The sequence below is a fragment of the Streptomyces sp. RKAG290 genome (assembly GCF_023701695.1).
Taxonomy (GTDB): domain Bacteria; phylum Actinomycetota; class Actinomycetes; order Streptomycetales; family Streptomycetaceae; genus Streptomyces.
This window is the reverse complement of record NZ_JAJOZC010000001.1, coordinates 3,908,226-3,930,677: the sequence shown is the minus strand read 5'-3', so window position 1 is coordinate 3,930,677 and position 22,452 is coordinate 3,908,226. Positions and strand designations below refer to the sequence as shown.

The window sequence follows — 22,452 nt, the reverse complement described above, 5'->3', positions numbered from 1 at the left end:
TGTGGCTCTTGTCCTGGCCTTCGAAGCCCTCGATGGCCTTCGTCACAGCTTTCGCCGTGACTCCTGTCGAAACCCGTCGAACCTGTCGAACCCGACCTGTCCAACCCTGTCGAACCCGACCTGTCCAACCTGTCGAACCCGTCGATCCGGCTTCCCATTGTGAGGGACGGGTCTGACAATCCCGACAGGACGGATGGCCGGATGGCGAGGTTGCCGGATGGCCCGGCCCCCTGGGTCCGTGTGTGGCCGGGTGGCCCGGTCCCCTGGGTCCGTGTACCGGGTGACCTACAGACGCCCCGGGGCGCCGGGCCTCCCCCGCGTAACGGGAAGCCAGGCGCCCCAGGACTCCCGGTACCTGCCGGCTCTCCGGCCGGCAGGTACCGACCGGATCAGCGGCGCGGGCGGCGTCCGCGGCCCGGCTTGGACGGGCCCTCGTCGTCGTGGTCCCCGAGCAGCTCGTCCGCCAGCGTCGGCAGATCGTCCAGCGGGGTCTCCTCCGCCCAGTCGGGGCGGGGCCGCCGAGAGGACCTGCCGGAACTCTCCTGCCGGCCCTGGACCGGCTGCTGGGCCGCGTGCGGGTCCGGGACCTGCGGGAGCTCGCGGGTGCGCTCGTTCTCACCCTCCGGTGCGGAGTCGGCCGGGCTCTCGTCCCGGAAGATGCCCCGCGGTACCCGGTCGGCCGGATCGGCGTCCCGTGCGGATCCACGTCCCGCGTCACGTACCGGCGGAAGCACCGCCGTTTCGTCCGCCGCACCTGCGGTGTCCCGCCTGCCGGGGCGCTCCGACGGGTCGGTGATCTTCGGGATCATCGCCGTCTCGGCCTCGTCGGAGGGCCAGGTCGCGGACGAGGACCGGGACCGGGTGGAACCGGACGACGGCTCCACCGGGGAGGGCACCGGCTGCGTGATCTCGTTCGGACTGACGAGAGGGGTCGGCACCGTCAGCTCGTTGTCCGGCACGGACGACTCGGACGGCTCGGACCGCGTGGACCGGGTGGACCGCGACGACGCCCGGGAAGCCCTGGCGGCCGCCTCGGCCTCGGCGGCGGCCGCAGCCGCTTCCGCCTCTGCCGCGGCAGCCTCCGCCCGCGCGGTCTCGGCCGCGGCGGCCGACTCCGACTCGGCCTGGCGGCGGGCCGCCTCGGCCCTCAGCAGCGCCTCCTCGGCCTTGCGCTGCTTCTCCAGACGCCGTGCCTCGGCCTCCTGACGCAGCCGCGCTTCCTCCTCGGCCTGGCGGCGCAGCCGCGCCTGTTCGGCCTCGCGGGCCGCTTCCTCGGCCTCGACCCGGACCCGCTCCTCCTCGGCGAGCCGACGGGCCTCCTCGGCGCGCTGCCGGTCCTCCTCCGCCTGGCGTTCGGCCTCGCGTCGGCGTGCCTCCTCCAGCTCGCGGCGCTTGCGCTCCTCCTCCTCGGCGCGGAGCTTGGCGAGCTGCTCCTGCCGCTGGCGCTCCAGCCGCTCCTCCTCCGCCTTGCGGGCGGCCTCCTCCTCGGCGAGGCGCCTGGCCTCTTCCTCGGCGGCCTTGCGCGCCTCTTCCACGGCCTTGACCTCGGCCTCGGAGAGCGGGAGGAGCTGGTCGAGCCGGTGACGTACGACCGTGGTGATCGACTCCGGCTCCTGGCCGGCGTCGACCACGAGGTAGCGCGTCGGGTCGGCCGCGGCCAGGGTCAGGAAGCCGGACCGCACCCGGTTGTGGAATTCGAGCGGCTCGGACTCCAGCCGGTCGGGCGCCTCGGTGAACCGTTCCCTCGCGGTCTCCGGAGAGACATCCAGAAGGACCGTCAGATGCGGTACGAGCCCGCTCGTCGCCCAGCGCGAGATCCGGGCGATCTCGGTCGGCGCGAGATCGCGGCCCGCGCCCTGGTAGGCGACGGACGAGTCGATGTAGCGGTCGGAGATGACGATCGCGCCCCGCTCCAGCGCCGGACGCACGACCGAGTCGACGTGCTCGGCGCGGTCGGCGGCGTACAGCAGCGCCTCGGCGCGGTTGGAGAGTCCGGCCGACGACACGTCGAGCAGGATCGAACGCAGCCGCTTGCCGACCGGGGTCGCTCCCGGTTCGCGGGTGACCACGACCTCGTGGCCCTTGGCCCGGATCCACTCGGTGAGCGCCTCCACCTGGGTGGACTTGCCGGCCCCGTCGCCGCCCTCCAGGGCGAGGAAGAAACCGGTGGCGGCGGGGGCGACGGACGGGTCGCCGCCGCGCAACGCCTCGCGCAGATCACGGCGCAGCGGCACTCCGGCACGGTCGTCCGTCTTGGCGAGGACGATCGCGGCGACCGGCAGCAGCAGGGCGCCGATCAGCATCAGGGTGAACGCGGCTCCGCCGTGCGCGAAGACGAAGTCACCGGCCGTCAGCCGGTGGGTGCCGATGGCGGCGGCCAGCAGCGGGCCGCCGACCGCGCCGAGCGCGATCAGGACCCGGACGAGGGCCTGGAGGTGTTCGGTGGCCCTGGACCGGCGGAATTCCTCGGTCTCCTGATCGACGAGTACATGGCCGGTGTTCGCGGCGACGCCCGCCGCGTATCCGGCCAGCACGGCGATCAGCACGACGGTGGCCGTGTCCGGCACCAGGCCCATCGCCAGGAGCGCGACTCCGGTGACAGCGGTGGCCAGGGAGAGCAGGCGCCGCCGCGACAGGGCCGGCAGCACCTTCCGGGCGGTGCGGATACCGACGCCGGTGCCGCCGGTCAGCGCGAGGACCAGCAGCGCGAGGGTGGCGGGTCCGCCGCCCAGATCGGTGGCGTGCAGTACGGCGACGGCGCCCGCCGCCGCAATGGCTCCGGCCACCGCGGCGCAGGTCCCGACGATCAGCGGGACGGCACCGGTTCGGCCCTTGTCCGGTCCGCTGCCGGCGGACGGCCTGCGCAGCCCTTCCAGCGGCGAGCGCGGACGGGGCGTCGGCGAACCGGGCAGTTCCAGGAAGTACAGGGTGGAGATGGAGGCGGAGAAGAGCCCCGCGGCGACGTAGGACCCGAGGGCCGCCTGGTGGAAGGAGAACCAGTCCAGGCCCGAGCCCAGCAGATTCCCGATCAGTGTGGCCACCAGCAGTACGGCCGCGGCGGCCGGGACGACCGCGAAGTCGGTACGCAGGGAGAGCCGGCGAAGAGCGTCGAGGTGGTCCGGCAGCGGGCGCACGGCGGCGCCCTCGATGGGCGGGGCGGGCAGCAGCGCGGGAGCGGCGCTCTCCTTGGCTACCCTCCACAGGCGTTCGCCGGCACCGGTGACGAAGACGGTGATCAGGATCATCATGAGTGCCCTGTCGGGCATCCAGTCGATCCACAGGGGGGCGACGACCAGCAGCGCGAGCCGCAGCCCGTCGGCCCCGATCATCAGCCACCGCCGGTCGACGGGCCCTCCCGGCCCCGTCAGGGTCGTCAGCGGACCCAGGAGTACGGCTCCGAAGAGCAAGGTGGAAATAATCCGGGCGCCGAACACGGCGGCGACGGCAAAGGCCGCCCCGCGGTATCCGGATCCGAGTGAGCCCTCAAGGACCGCCGCTTGCAGCGACAGCAACACCAGCACGAGAAGGGCGAGTGCGTCGCCGATACCGCCGACGAGCTGGGCGCTCCACAACCGCTTCAGCGGGGGAACACGCAACAGGGCTCGTACGGCGCGCTCGCGTGAGTCTGCGGCAAGTGTGTCGGAGGTGGGGCTCACGACCGTTGGCTGCTCGGCTCGCGTCATCCGCCCAGCCTATCGGGAGCAACCCCGTGCCCGGGGGCCGCGTCCGAACATACGGTCGCCGCCCACGGAACCGACCCACCCAGCACCCCAGGGCAACACCCCACACCCAGCCCAGCCGACAGCTCATCCCCCAGCCTCTCGCCCCACCCCGCCGACAGCTCAACCCACAACCCCTCCGGCGCTTAAGAAGCGGGACACCCCCAGCCCCTCCGGCGCTTGAGGAGCGGGACACCCACAGCCCCTCCGGCGCTTGAGGAGCGGGGTCCGGGGCGGAGCCCCGGTTACGGGAAGGGGCGGGGAGGGGACAAGGCCCGCCGCAGGCGCCCCCGCCGACCCCACGCCCGCATCACAAGCGCACCGCACCACCCGCCCCACCCGCACCGCAAACCCTCCGAACCCCGAAAACGCCGGACGGGCTGGAGATCTCTCCAGCCCGTCCGGCGTTCACAACCTCGGCGTTCACAACCCGGTGAGGTCACTCCTCCGTGGACGTGGACGCCGCGGAAGCAGTCTTCTTCGCCGCCGTCGTCGTCTTCTTCGCCGCGGACTTCTTCGCCGTAGTCGTCTTCTTCGCGGTCGTCTTCGCCGCGGTCTTCTTCGCCGTGGTCGCCTTCTTCGCGGGCGCCTTCTTGGCCGGGGCCTTCTTTGCCGTCTTCTTCTTGGCGGGACCCTTGGCACGCTTCTCGGCGAGCAGCTCGTAGCCGCGCTCCGGCGTGATCTCCTCGACGCTGTCGTCGGACCGCAGCGTCGCGTTCGTCTCGCCGTCGGTGACGTACGCGCCGAAGCGACCGTCCTTCACGACCACCGGCGCCCCGCTCACCGGGTCCGTGCCCAGTTCCTTCAGCGGCGGCTTGGCGGCGGCCCGGCCGCGCTGCTTCGGCTGGGCGTAGATCGCCAGTGCCTCTTCGAGCGTGATGTCGAAGAGCTGGTCCTCGGAGGTGAGCGACCGCGAGTCCGTGCCCTTCTTCAGGTACGGGCCGTAGCGGCCGTTCTGCGCGGTGATCTCGACACCCTCGGCGTCCTCGCCGACGACGCGCGGCAGCGACATCAGCTTCAACGCGTCGGCCAGCGTCACCGTGTCCAGCGACATCGACTTGAAGAGCGAAGCGGTCCGCGGCTTCACCGCGTTCTTGCCGGTCTTCGGGGTGCCCTCGGGCAGCACCTCGGTGACGTACGGGCCGTAGCGCCCGTCCTTGGCGATGATCTGGTTCCCGCTCTCCGGGTCCGCACCGAGCTCGAAGTCGCCGCTCGGCTTGGCCAGCAGCTCCTCCGCGTACTCGACGGACAGCTCGTCGGGCGCCAGCTCCTCGGGGACGTCCGCGCGCTGGTGGCCCTCGGAATCCTTCTCGCCGCGCTCGATGTACGGGCCGTACCGGCCGACCCGGAGCTTGATGTCGTTGCCGACGGGGAACGAGGAGATCTCCCGGGCGTCGATCGCGCCGAGGTCGGTGACGAGCTCCTTGAGCCCGCCGAGGTGGTCGCCGTCGCCGTTGCCGGCGTCGGAGGCCTTTCCGGCACCGGCCGTCTCGTCACCGGCCGTCGCACCGAAGTAGAAGCGCCGCAGCCACGGCACGGACTTGGCCTCACCGCGTGCGATGCGGTCGAGGTCGTCCTCCATCCGGGCCGTGAAGTCGTAGTCCACGAGCCGGCCGAAGTGCTTCTCCAGCAGGTTGACCACGGCGAAGGACAGGAACGACGGGACGAGCGCCGTGCCCTTCTTGAAGACGTAGCCGCGGTCGAGAATGGTCCCGATGATCGAGGCGTACGTCGACGGGCGGCCGATCTCGCGCTCTTCGAGCTCCTTGACCAGCGAGGCCTCGGTGTAACGGGCCGGCGGCTTGGTCGCGTGGCCGTCGACCGAGACCTCGTCGGCGGACAGCGCGTCGCCCTCGGCGACCTGCGGCAGCCGGCGCTCACGGTCGTCGAGCTCGGCGTTCGGGTCGTCGGCGCCTTCGACGTAGGCCTTCATGAAGCCGTGGAAGGTGATCGTCTTGCCGGAGGCGGAGAACTCGGCGTCGCGGCCGTCACTCGCCCGGCCGCCGATCTTGACGGTGACGGAGTTGCCGACCGCGTCCTTCATCTGGGAGGCGACGGTCCGCTTCCAGATCAGCTCGTAGAGCCGGAACTGGTCGCCGGTCAGGCCGGTCTCGGCGGGGGTGCGGAAGCGGTCCCCGGAGGGGCGGATCGCCTCGTGCGCCTCCTGCGCGTTCTTGACCTTGCCGGCGTAGGTGCGCGGCTTGTCCGGCAGGTAATTGGCTCCGTACAACTGCGTGACCTGGGCACGGGCCGCGGTGATCGCGGTGTCCGAGAGGGTCGTGGAGTCGGTACGCATGTAGGTGATGAAGCCGTTCTCGTACAGCTTCTGCGCGACCTGCATGGTGGCCTTGGCCCCGAAGCCCAGCTTCCGGCTCGCCTCCTGCTGGAGGGTCGTCGTACGGAAGGGGGCGTACGGGGAACGGCGGTACGGCTTCGACTCGACGGACCGCACGGCGAACGTGGAGTCGGCGAGCGCGGCGGCCAGGGCGCGGGCGTTCGTCTCGTCCAGGTGCAGGGTCTGGGCGGAACCGGCCTTGAGCTGCCCGTCCGGACCGAAGTCACGGCCCTGGGCGATGCGGCGCCCGTCGACCGCGCTGAGGCGGGCCGTGAGCGTCGAGGGGTCGGAGGCGTCACCGCTGCGACCGGTCGCGAACGTGCCGGTCAGGTCCCAGTACTCGGCGGAACGGAAGGCGATGCGCTCGCGCTCCCGCTCGACGACGAGGCGGGTGGCGACGGACTGGACACGGCCCGCGGACAGCCGCGGCATGACCTTCTTCCACAGGACCGGCGAGACCTCGTAGCCGTAGAGACGGTCGAGGATTCGGCGGGTTTCCTGGGCGTCGACCATGCGCTGGTTGAGCTCGCGCGGGTTGGCGACGGCGGCCCGGATCGCTTCCTTGGTGATCTCGTGGAACACCATCCGGTGGACCGGGACCTTGGGCTTGAGCACTTCCTGCAGGTGCCACGCGATGGCTTCGCCCTCGCGGTCCTCATCGGTGGCGAGGAAGAGTTCGTCGGACTCGGCCAGAAGCTGCTTGAGCTTCCTGACCTGGGACTTCTTGTCGGCGTTGACGACGTAGATGGGCTGGAAGTCGTTGTCGACGTCGACGCCGAGACGGCGTACCTCACCGGTGTACTCGTCCGGCACCTCTGCCGCGCCGTTCGGGAGGTCGCGGATGTGCCCGACGCTCGCCTCGACGACGTATCCGGGGCCGAGATAGCCCTTGATCGTCTTCGCCTTGGCAGGCGACTCGACGATGACGAGTCGGCGGCCGCCCTGTGCGGTCTCGCTGGTCGGGGACAACTTCGCTCTTCTCTCCGGTCGACGCTCGGTGGGCACCAGGGCAGCGCGATGGCGCTGCCGACTGTGCTGTCGCTGCGGAGTGTGACGGTACAACCCGCCCCCGTGTCAAACGGCAAAAGCCCGCAACGGCCACTCGAACGGTAACCCGACTTCCGCCTTTCCTGCCGCCCGGCCCGCTCGGTCCGCTGTCCGCAGGGCGGCTGCCTGCGGGTTTCGGGGGCGCTGTGGCTGCCCTGCGGGTACCGGGGGCGGAGTGGGGACAGTCCGGGCGTGTTCCCGGCCCTGCCCGGGAGCCGGGTGGGTCCGGGGGTCCGGAGGTGAGCCCGGATGCGCGTTCGGAAGCGGGTTCAGATGCGAGTGAGGCACCACACTCCGAGGACGAGGAAAAGTACGCCGAACACGGTGGCGAGTGCGGTGGAGACGACAGGGCTCACCCCGTGCGCCACCGGCGCACGTCGGAGCGTGCGCGCCCCCGTCCACCACAGCAGTGCGGCACCGAACAGCGCGAACGCAGTTCCGGCGAAGACCGCAGGTCCGCTCTCCATACCCGTACGCCTCTCGTTTCCCCCGGCGCGGACCGGGCGCACGCGGGGCGGGCGGACCGGGACGTGCGGCGCGGAGCCGGCCGGTGCCCGGGTCCGCGCCGCACGTCACACGGTCGGTGCCGCGTCGTACGGCTCGGTGCCGCGCCTGCGGTCCGTACCGCTTCCGTGTCGCACGGCTTCCCGCCGTGTCGTTTCCGGGGGAGGCTCCCACCGCGGAACGTCGCCGACGCGAACCCAGGGTGAACAGCAGGGACCCGCCGAGAACAGGTCTCCCGGACGCCCGGCCGGCGATGGCCTGATTCACATCACGTCAAGCGTCGCTCGCCGCCTGCTGCCACGTTCGAACACCGTCAGCAGCACGACGGCAAGCAGCGCGTACCCGGCGCCTATGGCCAGTTCGGCAGCGATCCCCCGACCGTCGAGTCCGGCGCCGACGCTCAACTCACGTGCGGTTTCTGCCGCGTGGGTCATCGGCAGTACGCCCCCGACGGCGCGCATCCACTCCGGAAGGTTCTCCCTCGGGACGTTGGCACCGGTCAGCAGCAGCAGTACGGAACTCGCCACGTTCGAGATCAGGAAGACATCACGGAAGCGCAGCCCCAGTGCCCCCAGCGCGAGACCGAACGCCGAGCACCCCGCCGATGCGGCGAGCAGCACCGCGGCCAGCCCCGGCAGAGCGCCAAGCGGAATCCGCAGACCGAGCAGGAGGCAGGCCGATCCGAGCGTGAAGACGCTGATGACAAGGCCGTTCAGTACGTACGGCAAGGCACGCCCGAACCAGAGCGGAGCACGGCTCCGAGGGCTCAGGAGCACCGCACCCAGCGTCCCGTAGCGGCGTTCGTTGGCGATGGCCATCGTGCCGCCGTAGACGCAGGCGGTGGAGGCGGCGACGACGGCGTTGCCGAGTAGGTAGAAGCGGTCGTCGGCGACCTGGAGCTGACGTCCCAGGAAGACGAAGAAGAGAAGTTGCAGCAGCGGCCCGACCAGCAGGGTGCCGACGAACATGGGCGGCGTCGTCCAGTTGAAGAGCGCCCGGTAGGACAGGGCACCGCCGATCACGACGAGACGCGCCGCGGAAGCGATCCTCCGCCGCACTCCGGGTGAAGGCAGCGGGCCCGCGAGGACGGCCGGATCCGGGACAGCCCTCCCTGGGGCAGCCGGGTCCGGAGCAGCGGGGTCTGGGGAGGTCGGGTCCGGGGCAGCCGGGGCCGGTGTGTTGACAGGCATGCGGGGAGACTCCTGGGTTCAGGCGAGAGAGAGGGTGGCGGCGGCACGCGCGCGCTGCTCGACCCGCCCGAGGACCAGGACGGCTGCCAGCGCGTACAGCGTGCCGAGGGCAACAGCCACGGCCATCGGGACCAGCACCTCACTGGCTCCCGCGCCCCCGGAGGTCGCCGCGTGCACCGCCCGCGAACCCCAGGTGGTGGGCAGCGCCCAGGAGACCGGACGCGTCCAGTCGGGCAGCACGGTGACGGGCACGAGCATCCCGGACAGCAGCCACACAGGGGCGTCCAGCGGGTTGGCGAGCGCGTTTGCGTTGCGCAGCAGCACGAACGTGGCGGCGAGCAGCAGCCCCATCATCCCGAGCGACAGGACACACACGGGTACGGCGGCCAGGAACAGCAGCGGGTGGGAGAAGTCGAGCGGCACGTCGAACAGCACGGCGCCCCAGATCACCGTCGCCCCCATGGAGTACGTGCCGATGACGGCGGTGGCCAGGGTGATCGGCAGCAGCACGAGCGACAGTGGCGTGGGCGAGGCGACCAGTGTCTCCAGCGTGCCGAGCCAGCGCTGGTTCTGCACGGCTCCGCCCGACCCGAAGAGCACCGAGGACCAGATACCCATCAGCCCTGCTCCGACGGCCGCCGTGAGCAGCCGGTCGGAGTCGTCTGCGGCGCGGAACAGATAGACGGAGAGGGTCGCGTACACCAGGGGCACGAGGACGGCGAAGGTGATTTCGATCGGTGAACGGCTCATGTACGAGACATGGGTGCGCACTCCGACGGCAGTCAAGCGCAGCGCCCGGGCGGGGGTCATGCCGCTCATGCCGCTCATGCCGCGGACCCGTCGGTGGAACGGGCGGCCTGAGCTGGCCGGACGGCCGCGAGTGGGCCGGCGCTCTCGGCGGGGCCGGGCCTCTCGGCGAGTTCGCCCGGCTGATCGAGACCCCGGGGCCTCCGGGGTAGTCCCCGTCCGCATGGCGGGCACTGTCCTCCGCCTCCGCCTGCGCCTCCTCCTCCGCCTGCGCCTCCTCGACGATCGCGATATAGGCATCCTCCAGCGTGGGTTCACGCGTGACGACCCGTCCGACGCGGACGCCGTCCAGCGCCGCCAGCACCTGGGCGTGCAGCTCGGCGCCCGGCTCCGTCTGCACGATGACGGCCTGTCGGCTGCCGCGGTCCTCGGCGGCCACACCGTGCACGCCCGGCAGGTCCCGGATGCGATCGAGGTGCTCGTCGTCCGCCCCGTACGCCTCGATCTCCAGGATGCCGCGCTCCTGGACCCGGGACTTGAGCCGGTCCGGAGTGCCCAGCGCCCGGATCGTGCCGCCCGCGATGACCGCGATCCGGTCGCACAGCTCGTCGGCCTCGGCCATGTAATGCGTGGTCAGCAGCACGGTGGTGCCACCACTCCGCAGATCGGAGACGGTGCGGCGCAGGTCCCTCGCGGCCACCGGGTCGACCCCGATGGACGGTTCGTCGAGGAAGAGGACATCGGGGCGGTGCAGCAGGCCGCGCGCGATGTGCAGCCGCTGCCGCATCCCGCGCGAGTACCCCTCGACGCGCTCCTTCTCCCGGCCGGTGAGGCCCACCAGATCGAGCAGCTCGGCGATCCGCCGCCTCTGCTCGCGGGGTTCGACGGCGTACAGCTCGGCGAAGTAGCGCAGATTGTCGAGGGCGGAGAGCCGGTCGTACAGGCCCCGGTCGCCGCCGAAGACGTAGCCGATCCGGCGGCGCACGGCGACGGGGTCGGACGCCACGTCGTGGCCCAGCACCCGCGCTGTGCCGGAGGTGGGCAGCAACAGGGTGTTGAGCATCTTGATGGTGGTGGTCTTGCCCGCGCCGTTGGGGCCCAGGAGCCCGAAGAGCTCGCCGCGCGCCACCTCGAAGGTGATCCCCCGCACGGCCAGGGTCTCGGTACGGCGCGGACGCAGGAAGCCGGTCCGGCTGGTGTAGGTGCGGCGCAGGTTCTCCGCCTCGATCGCAAGCATGGCGGGCACGCTAGGCGCGGCGATGCCGCGCCCGCCATCGATTCGGTGGCCGCCGAATCGTCCCCGACCACGCCCCGCCCGTGGCCCGCAACCTGCTCCCTCCGGCGGCCCTCCGCCGGCCCTCCGCACCGTTTCGCGCCGCCCCCTCAGGACACCGCGCGCAGCACGTCCTCCCCGGACAGCAGGGCGAGCAGGGCCCGGCCGGTGTCGGTGAGCTGGTAGTACACGCTGCGGCCGATCCGGTGCCGGGTGACGACACCCGTCTCCGCGAGGACCGAAAGATGCTCCGAGACCGTGCTCGGCGCGAGGCCCAGCCGGTCGGATATCCCGGCCGTGGTGAGCGGTCCGCCGAGCTGCCGCAGGACCGAGGCGCGGCCCCGCCCGAGCAGCAGCCCGAGCCGGTCGCCGCTCTCGGGGCGCTCCGAGGGCACTTCGCGCAGGGCCCCCGCCCCACGGGCCTGGAAGGAGACCGTCAGGACCTCGGGGTCGTCGGTGGAGTAGAGCCGGCAGCCCTCGGCGAAGACGAGCGGCACGAGCAGGAGCCGCCGTTCACCCGCCCGGTAGTCCGCGTCGATGTGCTTGGTCAGCTCCAGGACGGGCGGGGTCCATCTGGCGCGGCTCTCCAGGCCGGTGAAGAGCGCGTCGACACCTTCGGTGGCGAAGGTCCTTGCCCGGATGAGGACTTCGTCCTCGACGAGTCGGCGCATGGTGGGCCAGTGGGCCGCCATCGCGCCTTCCCAGTAGGCCGCGTACGCGTCCGCGAGCGCCGCGCAGGCCGCTTCGGGATCCACCAGATACGGCCGTACGTGGGGGTGGTCCTCAAGTCCCGCATAGTGCTCGGCGACGCCGGCCCGTACGGCGGCGGCCGGTGTGGCCCGGACCGTCTCCAGCTCCGCCTCGACCGAAGTGGCGCCGACCGGCCGGGGCAGCAGGAAGTCCGGGAAGCTCAGCGGGCCGTCGATCAGCAGTCGCAGCGCATGCGTCCGGTCGTCCTCCCGCAGCACCTCACGGGCGCGCACCACCCACTCCTGGTAGGGCCGTGAAGGAGCGCGGTGCGGCATCGTGAGGTGCAGGCTGCAGAAGGCGTCCCAGAGCGGGCTGATCGCGATCCGCGTCGCGCCGAGCGACGCCTCGTCCAGCTCGATACGGATCATCCGGCAGCCCGGCCGGCCGGGGGCAGCGGCTCCAGGAAGCCCTCCTCGACCAGCAGCCGGATCGCCTGCGGAGTGCGGTCGCGCAGCAGCACCGGGTCCTCGTTCATCAGCTGGGCGATGGCATCCAGGATCCGGCCCGCAGGCAATGACCCGTCGCACACGCCGGCGAATCCGGCGGCGACCGCGTCGACCTTCGTCGCGCGTCGCATACCTCGGTTCTGACGCAGCACCACGTGCTCGGGGTCCTCCGCGCCGGGCAGCCCGACCTGCTCCTGCACGACCTCGGCGGCGAGGACGAAGTGGCCCGTCAGGAGCGCCGCGTCGTCCTGTTCCCGCAGATAGTCCTGCCGGGCGAAGTGCGTCTCGACGGCCGGGCCGAGCGGCTGCTCCACCGGGTGCGGCCACTCCTCGATCACGATCGAGGGGTTCCCTGCGGCGGCCGCGGCGGACTTCCGCAGCGTGATCCAGCCGAAGCCGACGCCCTTTGTCCCACTGGCCTCGAACTCGTCCAGCCAGGCGTCGTAACGCGCGGCGTACTCGGCGGGGTCCGTGCGGTGGTCGCCGCCGTCGCGCAGCCACAGCTCGGTGTACTGCGTGACGTCCTGCACCTCACGCTGCACGATCCAGGCGTCACACCCGCGCGGCACCCAGGAACGCAGCCTGTCCTGCCACTCCTCGTCCTCGGTGTGCTGCCAGTTGGCGAGGAAGTGGGCGTAGCCGCCCTCGTTCAGCCGGTCACCGGTCTGCTGCACGAGGGTCCTGCACAGGTCGTCGCCGGCCATGCCGCCGTCACGGTAGGTGAGGCGGGCGGCCGGCGAGATGACGAAGGGCGGGTTGGAGACGATCAGGTCGTACGTCTCGGTGGCCACGGGTTCGTAGAGGGAACCCTCGCGCAGGTCTGCGGGGGCGGCGCCGGACAGGGCGAGGGTGAGCCGGGTGAAGTCGAGCGCGCGCGGGTTCAGGTCGGTGGCGGTGACCCGGGTGGCGTGCTGCGAGGCGTGCAGCGCCTGGATGCCGGAGCCCGTACCGACGTCGAGGGCGGAGGCGACCGGCTTGCGCAGGGTGATCCCGGCCAGCGTGGTGGACGCCCCGCCGATGCCGAGGACGACGCCCTCCTCGTGCGAGCCGATGCCGCCCGCGCCGCCGACGGCGCAGCCCAGGTCGGAGACGATGAACCAGTCCTGGCCGTCCGGCCCGCCGTACGGCCGGACGTCGACGGTCGCCCGCACCTCGCCGTCCGCCTCGGTCAGCCAGCCGTCGGCCACGCACTCCGGCAGCGGCAGCACGGCAGCCGCCCGCCCGGCCGGAACCGGGCGCTGGAGCAGGAAGAGGCGCACCAGCGTGTCGAGCGGCGCGTCCCCCCGGGTGGCACGCAGCGCCGGAACGGTCTCGCTGCGGGCGAGCGCGGCGTAGGCGGGCGCACCGAGCAGGTCGAGGAGCCCGTCGGCGGTGAAAGCGGCGGCGAGCAGGGCTTCGCGGAGCCGGGTCGCATGGTCGGGTGCGGGAAGGCTGGTCTTACTCACATGACCCATTGTGGCGGCTCCCACTGACAACGGCAGCGGCCCGCCGGCCCACCATGGGCCGCCGGGCCGGTCGTACGCCCGCCGGTCCGCGGTCGTACAGCTGCTCGTTCGGGGTGTGCGGCCGTGGCCGGGGGCTGCCCGGTTACGACTTCTTGCTGGGCGAGGCGGACGGGGACGCCTCCGCGGAGCCCTTCGAGTCACTCGACGGCGACTTCGAGGAACCGGCTGACGGGGATGCCGATGCCGTCGGCTTCTGGCAGCCCTTCTGCTTGGCCATCGCGGTTCCGACCTCGCCGGACTGAAGCTTCTTCAGCGCCTGGTCCCCGTTGGTGCTGATCTTGTTCAGCTCGTCCGCGATGTCCTTGAGGCCGTCGGCGAACTTCGCCTGGTCCTTCGTGTCGAGATCATCGACCTTCTTCTGCAGATCCGCGTACGCCACGGAGGAGGCGTTGAGCTCCTTCACGGCCTCCTTCTGCGTGGTCTCGCCGTCGTCGACCGGCGGAGGGCCCGCCGAGTCGACCGCTGAGCCCAGCGCCTTGTAGGCCTTCGAGATCTGCTGGAAGGCAGCCGAGTCGGTCTCCTGGACGTCGGCGGGCTTGCTGTTGTCAGCGGTCTGCTGCTGGATGGAGGCGTTGGCGTTCGCGATCTTCTGCAGCTGGGGCTGGACCTGGTCACAGACCTTCTTGGCCCAGTCGTTCACCTTGTTGTCGCTGTCGTCGCTGCAGCCCGACAGCGTAAGTACCAGTACCGCACCGCCGGACAGCGCGGCCGCAAGCTTCTTGTTCACCGGATTGGTCCCTTCCAAGGCTCTCGGCCCCGGAACTTACACGCCGAGCGCCCTCCATCCGGGTGCCCAGCGTCCGATGAGTAGTCTTTTGCAGCCATTTGCACCAAGCAAAATGAGGGAGATACAACTCACCCGCACGGCCCCTGCGCACGGGAACACCCGACCGAACAAGCACTCGTTCGGACGTGTCAACGGGCGGACGACGCATCAGGATGCCTCGCCCGCCCGCACTTTGGCCTCGCGCTGTCTAGCGGAGGCGGTCGCCCTCCGGCGTCCGGCTCACTGGATGGCTGCCGGGTCCGCCGGCCTGGCGGGACTGTCCCCGCCCTCGCCGCCGGAGCCTCCCTCGTCCCCCACGGCGATGCCGCGCCGCTTGGAGACGTAGACGGCGCCGACGATGACCCCGATGGCGAGCACCGCCACCACCGCACGCACCCAGGCGTTCGCGTCCTCGCCGTAGCTGAACTGCACCACCGCGGGCGCGATGAGCAGCGCCACCAGGTTCATCACCTTGAGCAAGGGGTTGATCGCAGGCCCGGCCGTGTCCTTGAACGGGTCGCCGACCGTGTCACCGATGACGGTCGCGGCATGGGCATCGCTCCCCTTGCCGCCGTAATGGCCGTCCTCGACGAGTTTCTTGGCGTTGTCCCACGCACCGCCCGAGTTGGCCAGGAAGACCGCCATCAGCGTCCCGGTGCCGATCGCGCCGGCGAGATACGAGCCGAGCGCCCCCACCCCGAAACTGAAACCGACGGCGATCGGTGCCAGCACCGCCAGCAGGCCGGGCGTGGCCAGCTCGCGCAGCGCGTCCTTGGTGCAGATGTCGACGACGCGCCCGTACTCCGGCTTCTCGGTGTAGTCCATGATCCCCGGGTGCTCGCGGAACTGCCGCCGCACCTCGTAGACCACGGCCCCGGCGGACCGGGACACCGCGTTGATGGCGAGGCCGGAGAAGAGGAAGACGACAGCGGCACCGAGGATCAGGCCCACCAAGTTGTTGGGCTGCGAGATGTCCAGGCTCAGCCCCATCTCCCCGGCCGAGGCGCCGACGTCGTCGACCGCAGTGGCGATCGCGTCCCGGTAGGAGCCGAAGAGCGCCGCTGCCGCGAGGACGGCCGTGGCGATGGCGATGCCCTTGGTGATGGCCTTGGTCGTGTTGCCGACGGCGTCCAGGTCGGTCAGGACCTGCGCGCCGGCGCCGGTGACATCGCCGGACATCTCGGCGATGCCCTGAGCGTTGTCGGAGACCGGCCCGAAGGTGTCCATGGCGACGATGACCCCGACGGTGGTGAGCAGCCCGGTGCCCGCCAGCGCCACCGCGAAGAGCGCCAGCATGATCGACGTACCGCCGAGCAGGAACGCTCCGTAGACGCTGAGCCCGATCAGCAGCGCGGTGTAGACGGCGGACTCCAGACCGATGGAGATACCGGCGAGTACGACGGTGGCCGGTCCGGTCAGTGAGGACTTGCCGATGTCCATGACGGGGCGCCGGTTGGTCTCGGTGAAGTAGCCCGTCAACTGCTGGATCAGGGCAGCCAGCACGATGCCGATGGCAACGGCGACCAGGGCGAAGATCCGCGGATCGCCGCCGTGCGAGGTGATGGACGCGTCGGTGACGCCGTCCAGGTCCGCGTACGAGGACGGCAGGTAGACGAAGACCGCCACGGCCACCAGCACGAGCGAGATGACCGCCGAGATGAAGAATCCGCGGTTGATGGCGGTCATCCCGCTGCGGTCGCTGCGCCGCGGGGCGACCGCGAAGACGCCGACCATCGCGGTGAGCACGCCGATCGCCGGCACGATCAGGGGAAAGGCCAGTCCCGCGTCGCCGAAGGCGGCCTTGCCGAGAATGAGCGCGGCAACCAGCGTCACCGCGTACGACTCGAAAAGGTCGGCGGCCATTCCCGCACAGTCCCCGACGTTGTCGCCCACGTTGTCGGCGATGGTGGCGGCGTTGCGCGGATCGTCCTCCGGGATGCCCTGTTCGACCTTGCCCACCAGGTCGGCGCCCACATCGGCCGCCTTGGTGAAGATGCCCCCGCCGACCCTCATGAACATCGCGATCAGTGCCGCCCCGAGCCCGAAGCCCTCCAGCACCTTGGGCGCGTCGGCGGCGTAGCCGAGCACCACGCAGGAAGCTCCCAGAAGCCCGAGGCCGACGGTGATCATTCCGACCACGCCGCCGGTACGGAATGCGATCTTCATTGCCTTGTGCGAAACGGCGGTGAGATCCTTTTCCGGTTCACCTTCCGCGGGAGTCGCCTCACGCGCGGCGGCGGCCACCCGCACATTGCTCCGTACGGCGAGACGCATACCGATGTATCCGGTGGCCGCCGAGAAAAGCGCACCCACCAGGAAGAACACCGAACGGCCCGCGCGCTGCGACCAGTTGTCGGCCGGAAGCAACAGGAGCAGGAAGAAGACCACGACGGCAAAGATGCCGACCGTACGCAACTGCCGGGCCAGATAGGCATTTGCGCCTTCCTGGACGGCCGCCGCGATCTCCTTCATGCGATCGGTGCCCTCACCGGCCGCCAGTACCTGGCGTGCCAGCAGCCGCGCGACCAGCAGCGCCGCGACGGCGACGACCGCGACGACGATCACGATGACGCGGTTGTCATCGGTGAGCACCGCCGCTGCGAGAGTGGTGGGTGGGTCGGAAAGTGCGGAAAACTGCGTCAGTTCTGCCAGTGGTGTGGTGCCGAACCCCGCCATACGTCCTCCTTGACGCTCAGCGCTCAAGACGTGGACGGATTGTAGGTAGCGGAACACGATCAAAACAGTGCGCGGTAAATGTAATTGACCTTCATCCACCGAACGGCAATTGATCACCTTCGCCGATTGGACCGAATGCAGTAATGGGGCAGACGCATTTTCCGGAGATCATTGATCAGGCAGAAACGAAAAAGGCCCTGCTCAGCAGGGCCTCGGAGAATTGATCAAAGGGGGCCGACTACGCCGCCGGGGCGGCCGAACCGTCCCGGGACGTGTGTCACCTCAGGGGAGTACCGTCACCGGCGTCTTCGGCCAGCTCATCCGGATCACGCCGCCGTCGGCGCCGGATCTGACTTCCACGTCGTCGACCAGGCCGCTGATGACCGCGAGGCCCATCTCGTCCTCGCCGTCGCCCTCGGCGTCGGGTTCCGGCTCATCCGGTCCCACCCCGGGCGTGGCGTCGCGGCCGGACCCACCGGGCACGGCCCCGTCACTGCCCGGACCCGGCACCTCGTCGCCGACCTCGATGGAGAAGGACTTCTCCTCCTCGATCAGGACGACCGTGACGGGAGCGGTGATGCCGTGGCTGCGGTGCAGCCCGACCGCACGGCTGCAGGCCTCCCCCACGGCGAGTCTGACCTCGTCGAGCACGGCCTCATCGACACCGGCCCGGCGCGCCACGGCAGCCGCCACGAGGCGGGCCGTCCTGACGTGTTCGGGCTGGGCGCTGAAGCGGAGTTCAACGGTGGCCATGCGATCCCCTCGAACGTACGTGTGTGCATCCCAGGAACCGGGCCTGTGGCCCAGCACTCCTGGCTCTCTCCGAGCTCTCTCCGGAAGCCGACGGCCGACGCACCGGCCCGCCATCCGCCGGATACCCGCCCGCCGGATGCCGTCCGGACAGCGCCCGGCCCGCTGCCGCCGAACGGCTGACGGCTGACGGCTGACGGCTGACGGCTGACGGCTGACGGAACTCGTGTGAGCAGCGGCTGACAAATTGATCAGCCGACTACCGCCGAACGGGTGACGGACAGGCGTCGGACGTCGGCCACCGAAAGAACCGGCCACCGACGAACCGCTGCCATCACGTCACCCCGGCCGGCTGTCTTCGAAGCTGTCGCCGCACCGACTGCGGTCGCACCGGATGCCGCCGGACCGGCTCTGGAGCCGGTCCGACCGCAGGCCGGCCGTCAGTCGGTTGCCGCGACGGCCTCATCGACCGTGGTGTGAATCGGGAACACCTTGGTCAGACCGGTGATCCGGAAAATCTTGAGAATGCGTTCCTGGTTGCAGACCAGGCGCAGCGAGCCCTCATGGGCCCGAACACGCTTCAAGCCACCCACGAGCACGCCGAGTCCGGTGGAGTCGAGGAAGTCGACGCCTTCCATGTCGACAACCAAGTGGTAGCTGCCGTCATTCACCAACTCGACCAACTGCTCGCGCAGCTTGGGCGCGGTATACACATCAATCTCGCCACCGACCTCGACGACCGTACGGTCGCCACCAGGGCCGGACACATTGCGAGTCGACAAGGACAGGTCCACGGATCCTCCAGCACCTTGCTATCGAGCGGTCGCCCCTCAGTCTCCCCGGCGGAGCCAGGGGACGGATCGCCAGCCGCGATGGCATTCAATCACTTACCGGCTGCCATGCACGACGCCTTGGGACCATTGTCCGCCTCGCCAGTGACACACTCGGTGCCGATGGCCAAGAATCACCGCCCCTGTCGACCGCCTGAGAGCGGGGGCTCCCGCCCCTCTCCAGACATGGTCCTCCACCGGCTCGCCGCAGGGGCGGGCCGGTCCGCGCGCATCACTCATACGGAGCACTTGCCCCCGCGCACGGGAACCCATGCCATCTGGCCCGATCGCATCCGTCCGGAAGTGGTGGCGGCCATTCAGAAGGCCGGCATCGACCATCCCTGGGCCCATCAGGCCGCCGCGGCGGAGCACGCGCTGGACGGCGAGTCGGTCGTGATCGCCACCGGCACCGCGTCCGGCAAGTCGCTGGCCTACCTCGCCCCGGTCCTCAGCGCCCTCCTGGACGGCTCCGAGGCTCCCAACGGGCGCGGCGCCACCGCTCTCTACCTCGCTCCCACCAAGGCCCTGGCAGCCGACCAGAGGCGCTCCGTGAAGGAGCTCGCGGCTCCGCTGGGCAACGGGATCCGTCCTGCGGTCTACGACGGCGACACCCCCGTCGAGGAACGCGAATGGGTGCGCCAGTACGCCAACTACGTCCTCACCAACCCCGACATGCTGCACCGCGGGATACTTCCGTCCCACCCCCGCTGGTCCTCCTTCATGCGCGCCCTGCGTTACGTCGTCATCGACGAGTGCCACACGTACCGGGGCGTCTTCGGCTCCCACGTCGCCCAGGTGGTGCGCCGGCTCCGCCGCCTGTGTGCCCGCTACGGCTCCGAACCCGTCTTCCTCCTCGCCTCCGCCACCGCGGCGGAGCCTTCGGCAGCGGCCGGCCGCCTCACCGGCCTCCAGGTCGTCGAGGTCGCCGACGACGCCTCCCCGCGCGGCGAACTGGTCTTCGCCCTGTGGGAACCGCCTCTGACCGACCTGCACGGCGAGAAGGGCGCACCCGTACGCCGCACCGCCACGGCGGAGACCGCCGACCTGCTCACCGACCTGACCGTGCAGGGCGTGCGCTCGGTCGCCTTCGTACGTTCCCGGCGCGGCGCCGAACTCATCTCCGTCATCGCCAAGGAACGCCTGGCGGAGATCGACCGCTCGCTGCCCGCCCGCGTCGCCGCGTACCGCGGGGGGTACCTCCCCGAGGAACGCCGCGCGCTGGAGCGCGCCCTGCACTCAGGTCAGCTCCTCGGCCTGGCCGCCACGACCGCCCTCGAACTCGGCATCGACGTCTCCGGCCTGGACGCCGTCGTCATCGCGGGCTACCCCGGCACGAGGGCGTCGCTGTGGCAGCAGGCAGGCCGCGCGGGACGGGCGGGGCAAGGCGCCCTCGCCATCCTGGTGGCCCGTGACGACCCGCTGGACACCTTCCTCGTCCACCACCCCGAGGCCCTGTTCCAGCAGCCGGTGGAGTCGACGGTCCTCGATCCGGACAACCCGTACGTCCTGGCCCCCCATCTGTGCGCCGCCGCCGCGGAGCTGCCGCTGACCCAAACCGACCTGGACCTCTTCGGCCCCGCCACGGCCGATCTGCTCCCGCAGCTGGAAGCCGCGAAGCTGCTCCGCCAACGGCCGTCGGGATGGCACTGGACCCGCCGCGAGCGGGCTGCCGACCTCACCGACATCCGGGGCGAGGGCGGCCGTCCCGTCCAGATCGTCGAGGAGGGCACCGGCCGGCTGCTGGGCACGGTCGACGAGTCCGCCGCGCACACCGCCGTTCACGAGGGCGCCGTCCATCTCCACCAGGGCCGCACCTACCTGGTGCGGAAACTGGACCTCGACGACTCGGCCGCCCTGGTCGAGGAGGCCAGTCCGCCGTACTCGACAACCGCACGCGACACCACCGCCATCGCCGTCCTGGAGACCGACACCGAGATCCCGTGGGGCGACGGACGCCTCTGCTTCGGCTCGGTGGAAGTCACCAACCAGGTCGTCTCCTTCCTTCGTCGCAAACTGATCAGCGGCGAGGTGCTCGGCGAGACCAAGCTGGACCTCCCGCCCCGCACGCTGCGCACCCGTGCCGTGTGGTGGACGGTCACGCAGGACCAGCTCGACACCGCCCGGATCAATCCGGAGATCCTGGGCGGCGCGCTGCATGCCGCCGAGCACGCGTCGATCGGGATGCTGCCGCTCTTCGCCACCTGCGACCGCTGGGACATCGGCGGCGTGTCCGTACCGCTGCATCCGGACACCCTGCTGCCGACCGTCTTCGTGTACGACGGGCACCCGGGCGGTGCCGGATTCGCCGAACGCGCCTTCCACACCGCACGCGGCTGGCTGACCGCCACTCTTCAGGCCATCGCGTCCTGCGAGTGCGAGGCAGGCTGCCCGTCCTGCATCCAGTCCCCCAAGTGCGGCAACGGCAACGATCCGCTGCACAAACGAGGCGCCGTACGCCTGCTCACCGAACTCCTCCGATCCGCCCCTCCTGACCCGCGTGGACCGACGGAGCCGAACGCACCCGGGTCTCCGGGCGATCCGCCAGGTGCTGTGTCGGACGGGTCTCCGGGCGATCCGTTGGGCACCACGCCGGAAGGGTCTCCGGGCGCCGCGCCGGACGGGCCTGACGGCGCCCCGCCATCCAGGTCTCCGGGCCCCCGGTCACCCGGTCCTGCGGCCGCTCGGGGCCCTGCGGGAGCCCCTGAGGGCCCTGGCGGGGCCGCTACGGACGCTCCGGGCTTCCCAAGAGGCCCTGAGGGCTTCGGCGGGGCTTACGGGCTCTGCGGGCTTGGTGGAGGCCCAGAGGGCGCCGACGGGGCTATGGACGCTCCGGGCTCCGCGGAAGACCGAGAGGGCCCTGGCGGGGCTACGGGCTCTGCGGCGGCCCAGTAGGCGCAGGAGACTGCGTCGCGGGGCCGGCCCGGGACCTGACCTCCGGTGCGTACGGTCCGAGGCTCACCCGGGCGATCACGTCGGCAATCTCCCCCTGCACGGCGCACCGCACCACTTCCGCTCCCTGCGCCCCGGCCACCTCCTGGGCCACCCGGCAGGCCGCGGCTGTTCCCTCCAGCGCCCGGTCCGCCGCTGCCAGGGCAGCCAGGTCCGCCGCGCCGCCGGCCCGGTGCCGGGCCACAACTACCTGCCCGAGCGCCAGCACCACCGCGAACACCGTGCACAGCGTCGCCGTGGTCACTGCCACCCACACGGTCGCCAGCCCCCGCTCCCGCGGCTCACGCCCCCCGTACCGCCTCTGAATCCACCGGCGCACCGCTCGCCGACCGTGCCGCATCACGGCGTCACCCCCACCGCGTCCTCGGCGGACGCCACGGCCTCCGCTCTCAGCGTGACGGACAAGGGGCCCGGGCCGGGCGTCGGGGCGGCCACCTTGACCCGCCACAGCTCCCCGGTCCGTTCCACCTCCACGCCCGCCCGGTCGGGTGCCGCCGAGAGGGCGGCCTCCCGCACCTGTGCCGCCGGTTCGGAGCGGGCCGCCGCCCGCGCACCGGCCCGGGCCGCGTCCACACACCGGATCTGGGCCGACGCAGCCATAAGCGCCCACAACAAGGCAAGGGCGAACACCACCAGCACGGGAATCGCCATGGCGGCCTCCGCCGTCACCGCGCCCCGGTCAGCCCGCAACCCCACCGGCCCAGATCTCCGCCGAGGACCCGAGACCGCCGCGATACCGCTCTCAGAATTTCGCATCGAGTGCGTCCTTGAGCAGCGATTGGAGTTGCGCCATGACCGGCGGGCTGGTGACAACCTTGTAGAGCACCGCAGCGAACGCACAGGCAGCGATCGTCCCCACCGCGTATTCGGACGTCGTCATACCGCTGTCGGCCCGTGCTCGGCGCGCCATGGTTCGCGCCCATTTCATGACTTTCTGCATCATTTCGAACCCCCGTGGAATCTTT

The 22,452-nt window shown here is 71.1% G+C and carries 15 protein-coding genes and 1 pseudogene; 1 reads left to right on the top strand and 15 read right to left on the bottom strand.

Annotated features, from left to right (window positions below; genetic code table 11):
• Positions 1-389: 389 nt before the first annotated feature.
• The 12 genes and pseudogenes from tmk to LNW71_RS17110 all read right to left on the bottom strand — a co-directional run bounded on the left by tmk (position 390) and on the right by LNW71_RS17110 (position 18,502).
• Positions 390-3,683 (bottom strand): dTMP kinase, encoded by a 3,294-nt coding sequence (gene tmk, locus LNW71_RS17165; protein WP_250969028.1) that lies wholly within the window; start codon positions 3,681-3,683, stop codon positions 390-392.
• 475 nt (positions 3,684-4,158) lie between these two features.
• Entirely contained in the window at positions 4,159-7,023 is a 2,865-nt protein-coding gene (topA, locus tag LNW71_RS17160) for a type I DNA topoisomerase (protein WP_250969027.1), read from the bottom strand.
• Between the two features lie 347 nt (positions 7,024-7,370).
• Entirely contained in the window at positions 7,371-7,568 is a 198-nt protein-coding gene (locus LNW71_RS17155; RefSeq protein WP_250969026.1) for a hypothetical protein, read from the bottom strand.
• 300 nt (positions 7,569-7,868) lie between these two features.
• The gene (locus LNW71_RS17150) at positions 7,869-8,663 is read right to left on the bottom strand and encodes an ABC transporter permease (protein WP_250969025.1); all 795 of its coding nucleotides are present in this window, start codon (positions 8,661-8,663) and stop codon (positions 7,869-7,871) included.
• A gap of 150 nt (positions 8,664-8,813) precedes the next feature.
• Complete coding sequence (locus tag LNW71_RS17145) at positions 8,814-9,605, bottom strand: ABC transporter permease (RefSeq protein WP_308294569.1); 792 nt, start codon at positions 9,603-9,605, stop codon at positions 8,814-8,816.
• A gap of 622 nt (positions 9,606-10,227) precedes the next feature.
• A pseudogene (locus tag LNW71_RS17140) lies at positions 10,228-10,779 on the bottom strand (ABC transporter ATP-binding protein); the annotation flags it as partial.
• 146 nt (positions 10,780-10,925) lie between these two features.
• Entirely contained in the window at positions 10,926-11,933 is a 1,008-nt protein-coding gene (locus LNW71_RS17135; protein ID WP_250969023.1) for a helix-turn-helix domain-containing protein, read from the bottom strand.
• Entirely contained in the window at positions 11,930-13,465 is a 1,536-nt protein-coding gene (locus tag LNW71_RS17130) for a class I SAM-dependent methyltransferase (protein WP_285802142.1), read from the bottom strand. The genes LNW71_RS17135 and LNW71_RS17130 overlap by 4 nt, the downstream gene beginning before the upstream one ends.
• 133 nt (positions 13,466-13,598) lie before the next feature.
• Positions 13,599-14,243 carry a small secreted protein gene (locus LNW71_RS17125; protein WP_250969021.1) on the bottom strand — a complete coding sequence of 215 codons (645 nt, stop codon included), beginning with the start codon at positions 14,241-14,243 and terminating at the stop codon, positions 13,599-13,601.
• 279 nt (positions 14,244-14,522) lie between these two features.
• Positions 14,523-16,958 carry a sodium-translocating pyrophosphatase gene (locus LNW71_RS17120; protein WP_250969020.1) on the bottom strand — a complete coding sequence of 812 codons (2,436 nt, stop codon included), beginning with the start codon at positions 16,956-16,958 and terminating at the stop codon, positions 14,523-14,525.
• Between the two features lie 282 nt (positions 16,959-17,240).
• Complete coding sequence (locus LNW71_RS17115) at positions 17,241-17,711, bottom strand: ATP-binding protein (RefSeq protein WP_250969019.1); 471 nt, start codon at positions 17,709-17,711, stop codon at positions 17,241-17,243.
• A gap of 437 nt (positions 17,712-18,148) precedes the next feature.
• Positions 18,149-18,502, bottom strand: a complete 354-nt coding sequence (locus LNW71_RS17110) for an STAS domain-containing protein (RefSeq protein ID WP_003967428.1) — start codon at positions 18,500-18,502, stop codon at positions 18,149-18,151.
• A 105-nt stretch (positions 18,503-18,607) separates the two neighbouring features.
• Between LNW71_RS17110 and LNW71_RS17105 the strand changes: the two genes are divergently transcribed.
• Positions 18,608-21,430 (top strand): DEAD/DEAH box helicase, encoded by a 2,823-nt coding sequence (locus LNW71_RS17105; protein WP_374119422.1) that lies wholly within the window; start codon positions 18,608-18,610, stop codon positions 21,428-21,430.
• On the opposite strand, the gene LNW71_RS17100 is transcribed toward LNW71_RS17105, so the two are convergent.
• The 3 genes from LNW71_RS17100 to LNW71_RS17090 form a co-directional block, all read right to left on the bottom strand.
• Positions 21,405-21,737 (bottom strand): Rv3654c family TadE-like protein, encoded by a 333-nt coding sequence (locus LNW71_RS17100; RefSeq protein WP_250969017.1) that lies wholly within the window; start codon positions 21,735-21,737, stop codon positions 21,405-21,407. The genes LNW71_RS17105 and LNW71_RS17100 overlap by 26 nt on opposite strands.
• An 89-nt stretch (positions 21,738-21,826) precedes the next feature.
• The gene (locus tag LNW71_RS17095) at positions 21,827-22,156 is read right to left on the bottom strand and encodes a TadE family type IV pilus minor pilin (protein WP_308294568.1); all 330 of its coding nucleotides are present in this window, start codon (positions 22,154-22,156) and stop codon (positions 21,827-21,829) included.
• A gap of 73 nt (positions 22,157-22,229) precedes the next feature.
• Positions 22,230-22,430, bottom strand: coding sequence for a DUF4244 domain-containing protein (locus LNW71_RS17090; RefSeq protein ID WP_250969015.1), 201 nt, complete (start codon positions 22,428-22,430; stop codon positions 22,230-22,232).
• Between the last annotated feature and the right edge of the window lie 22 nt (positions 22,431-22,452).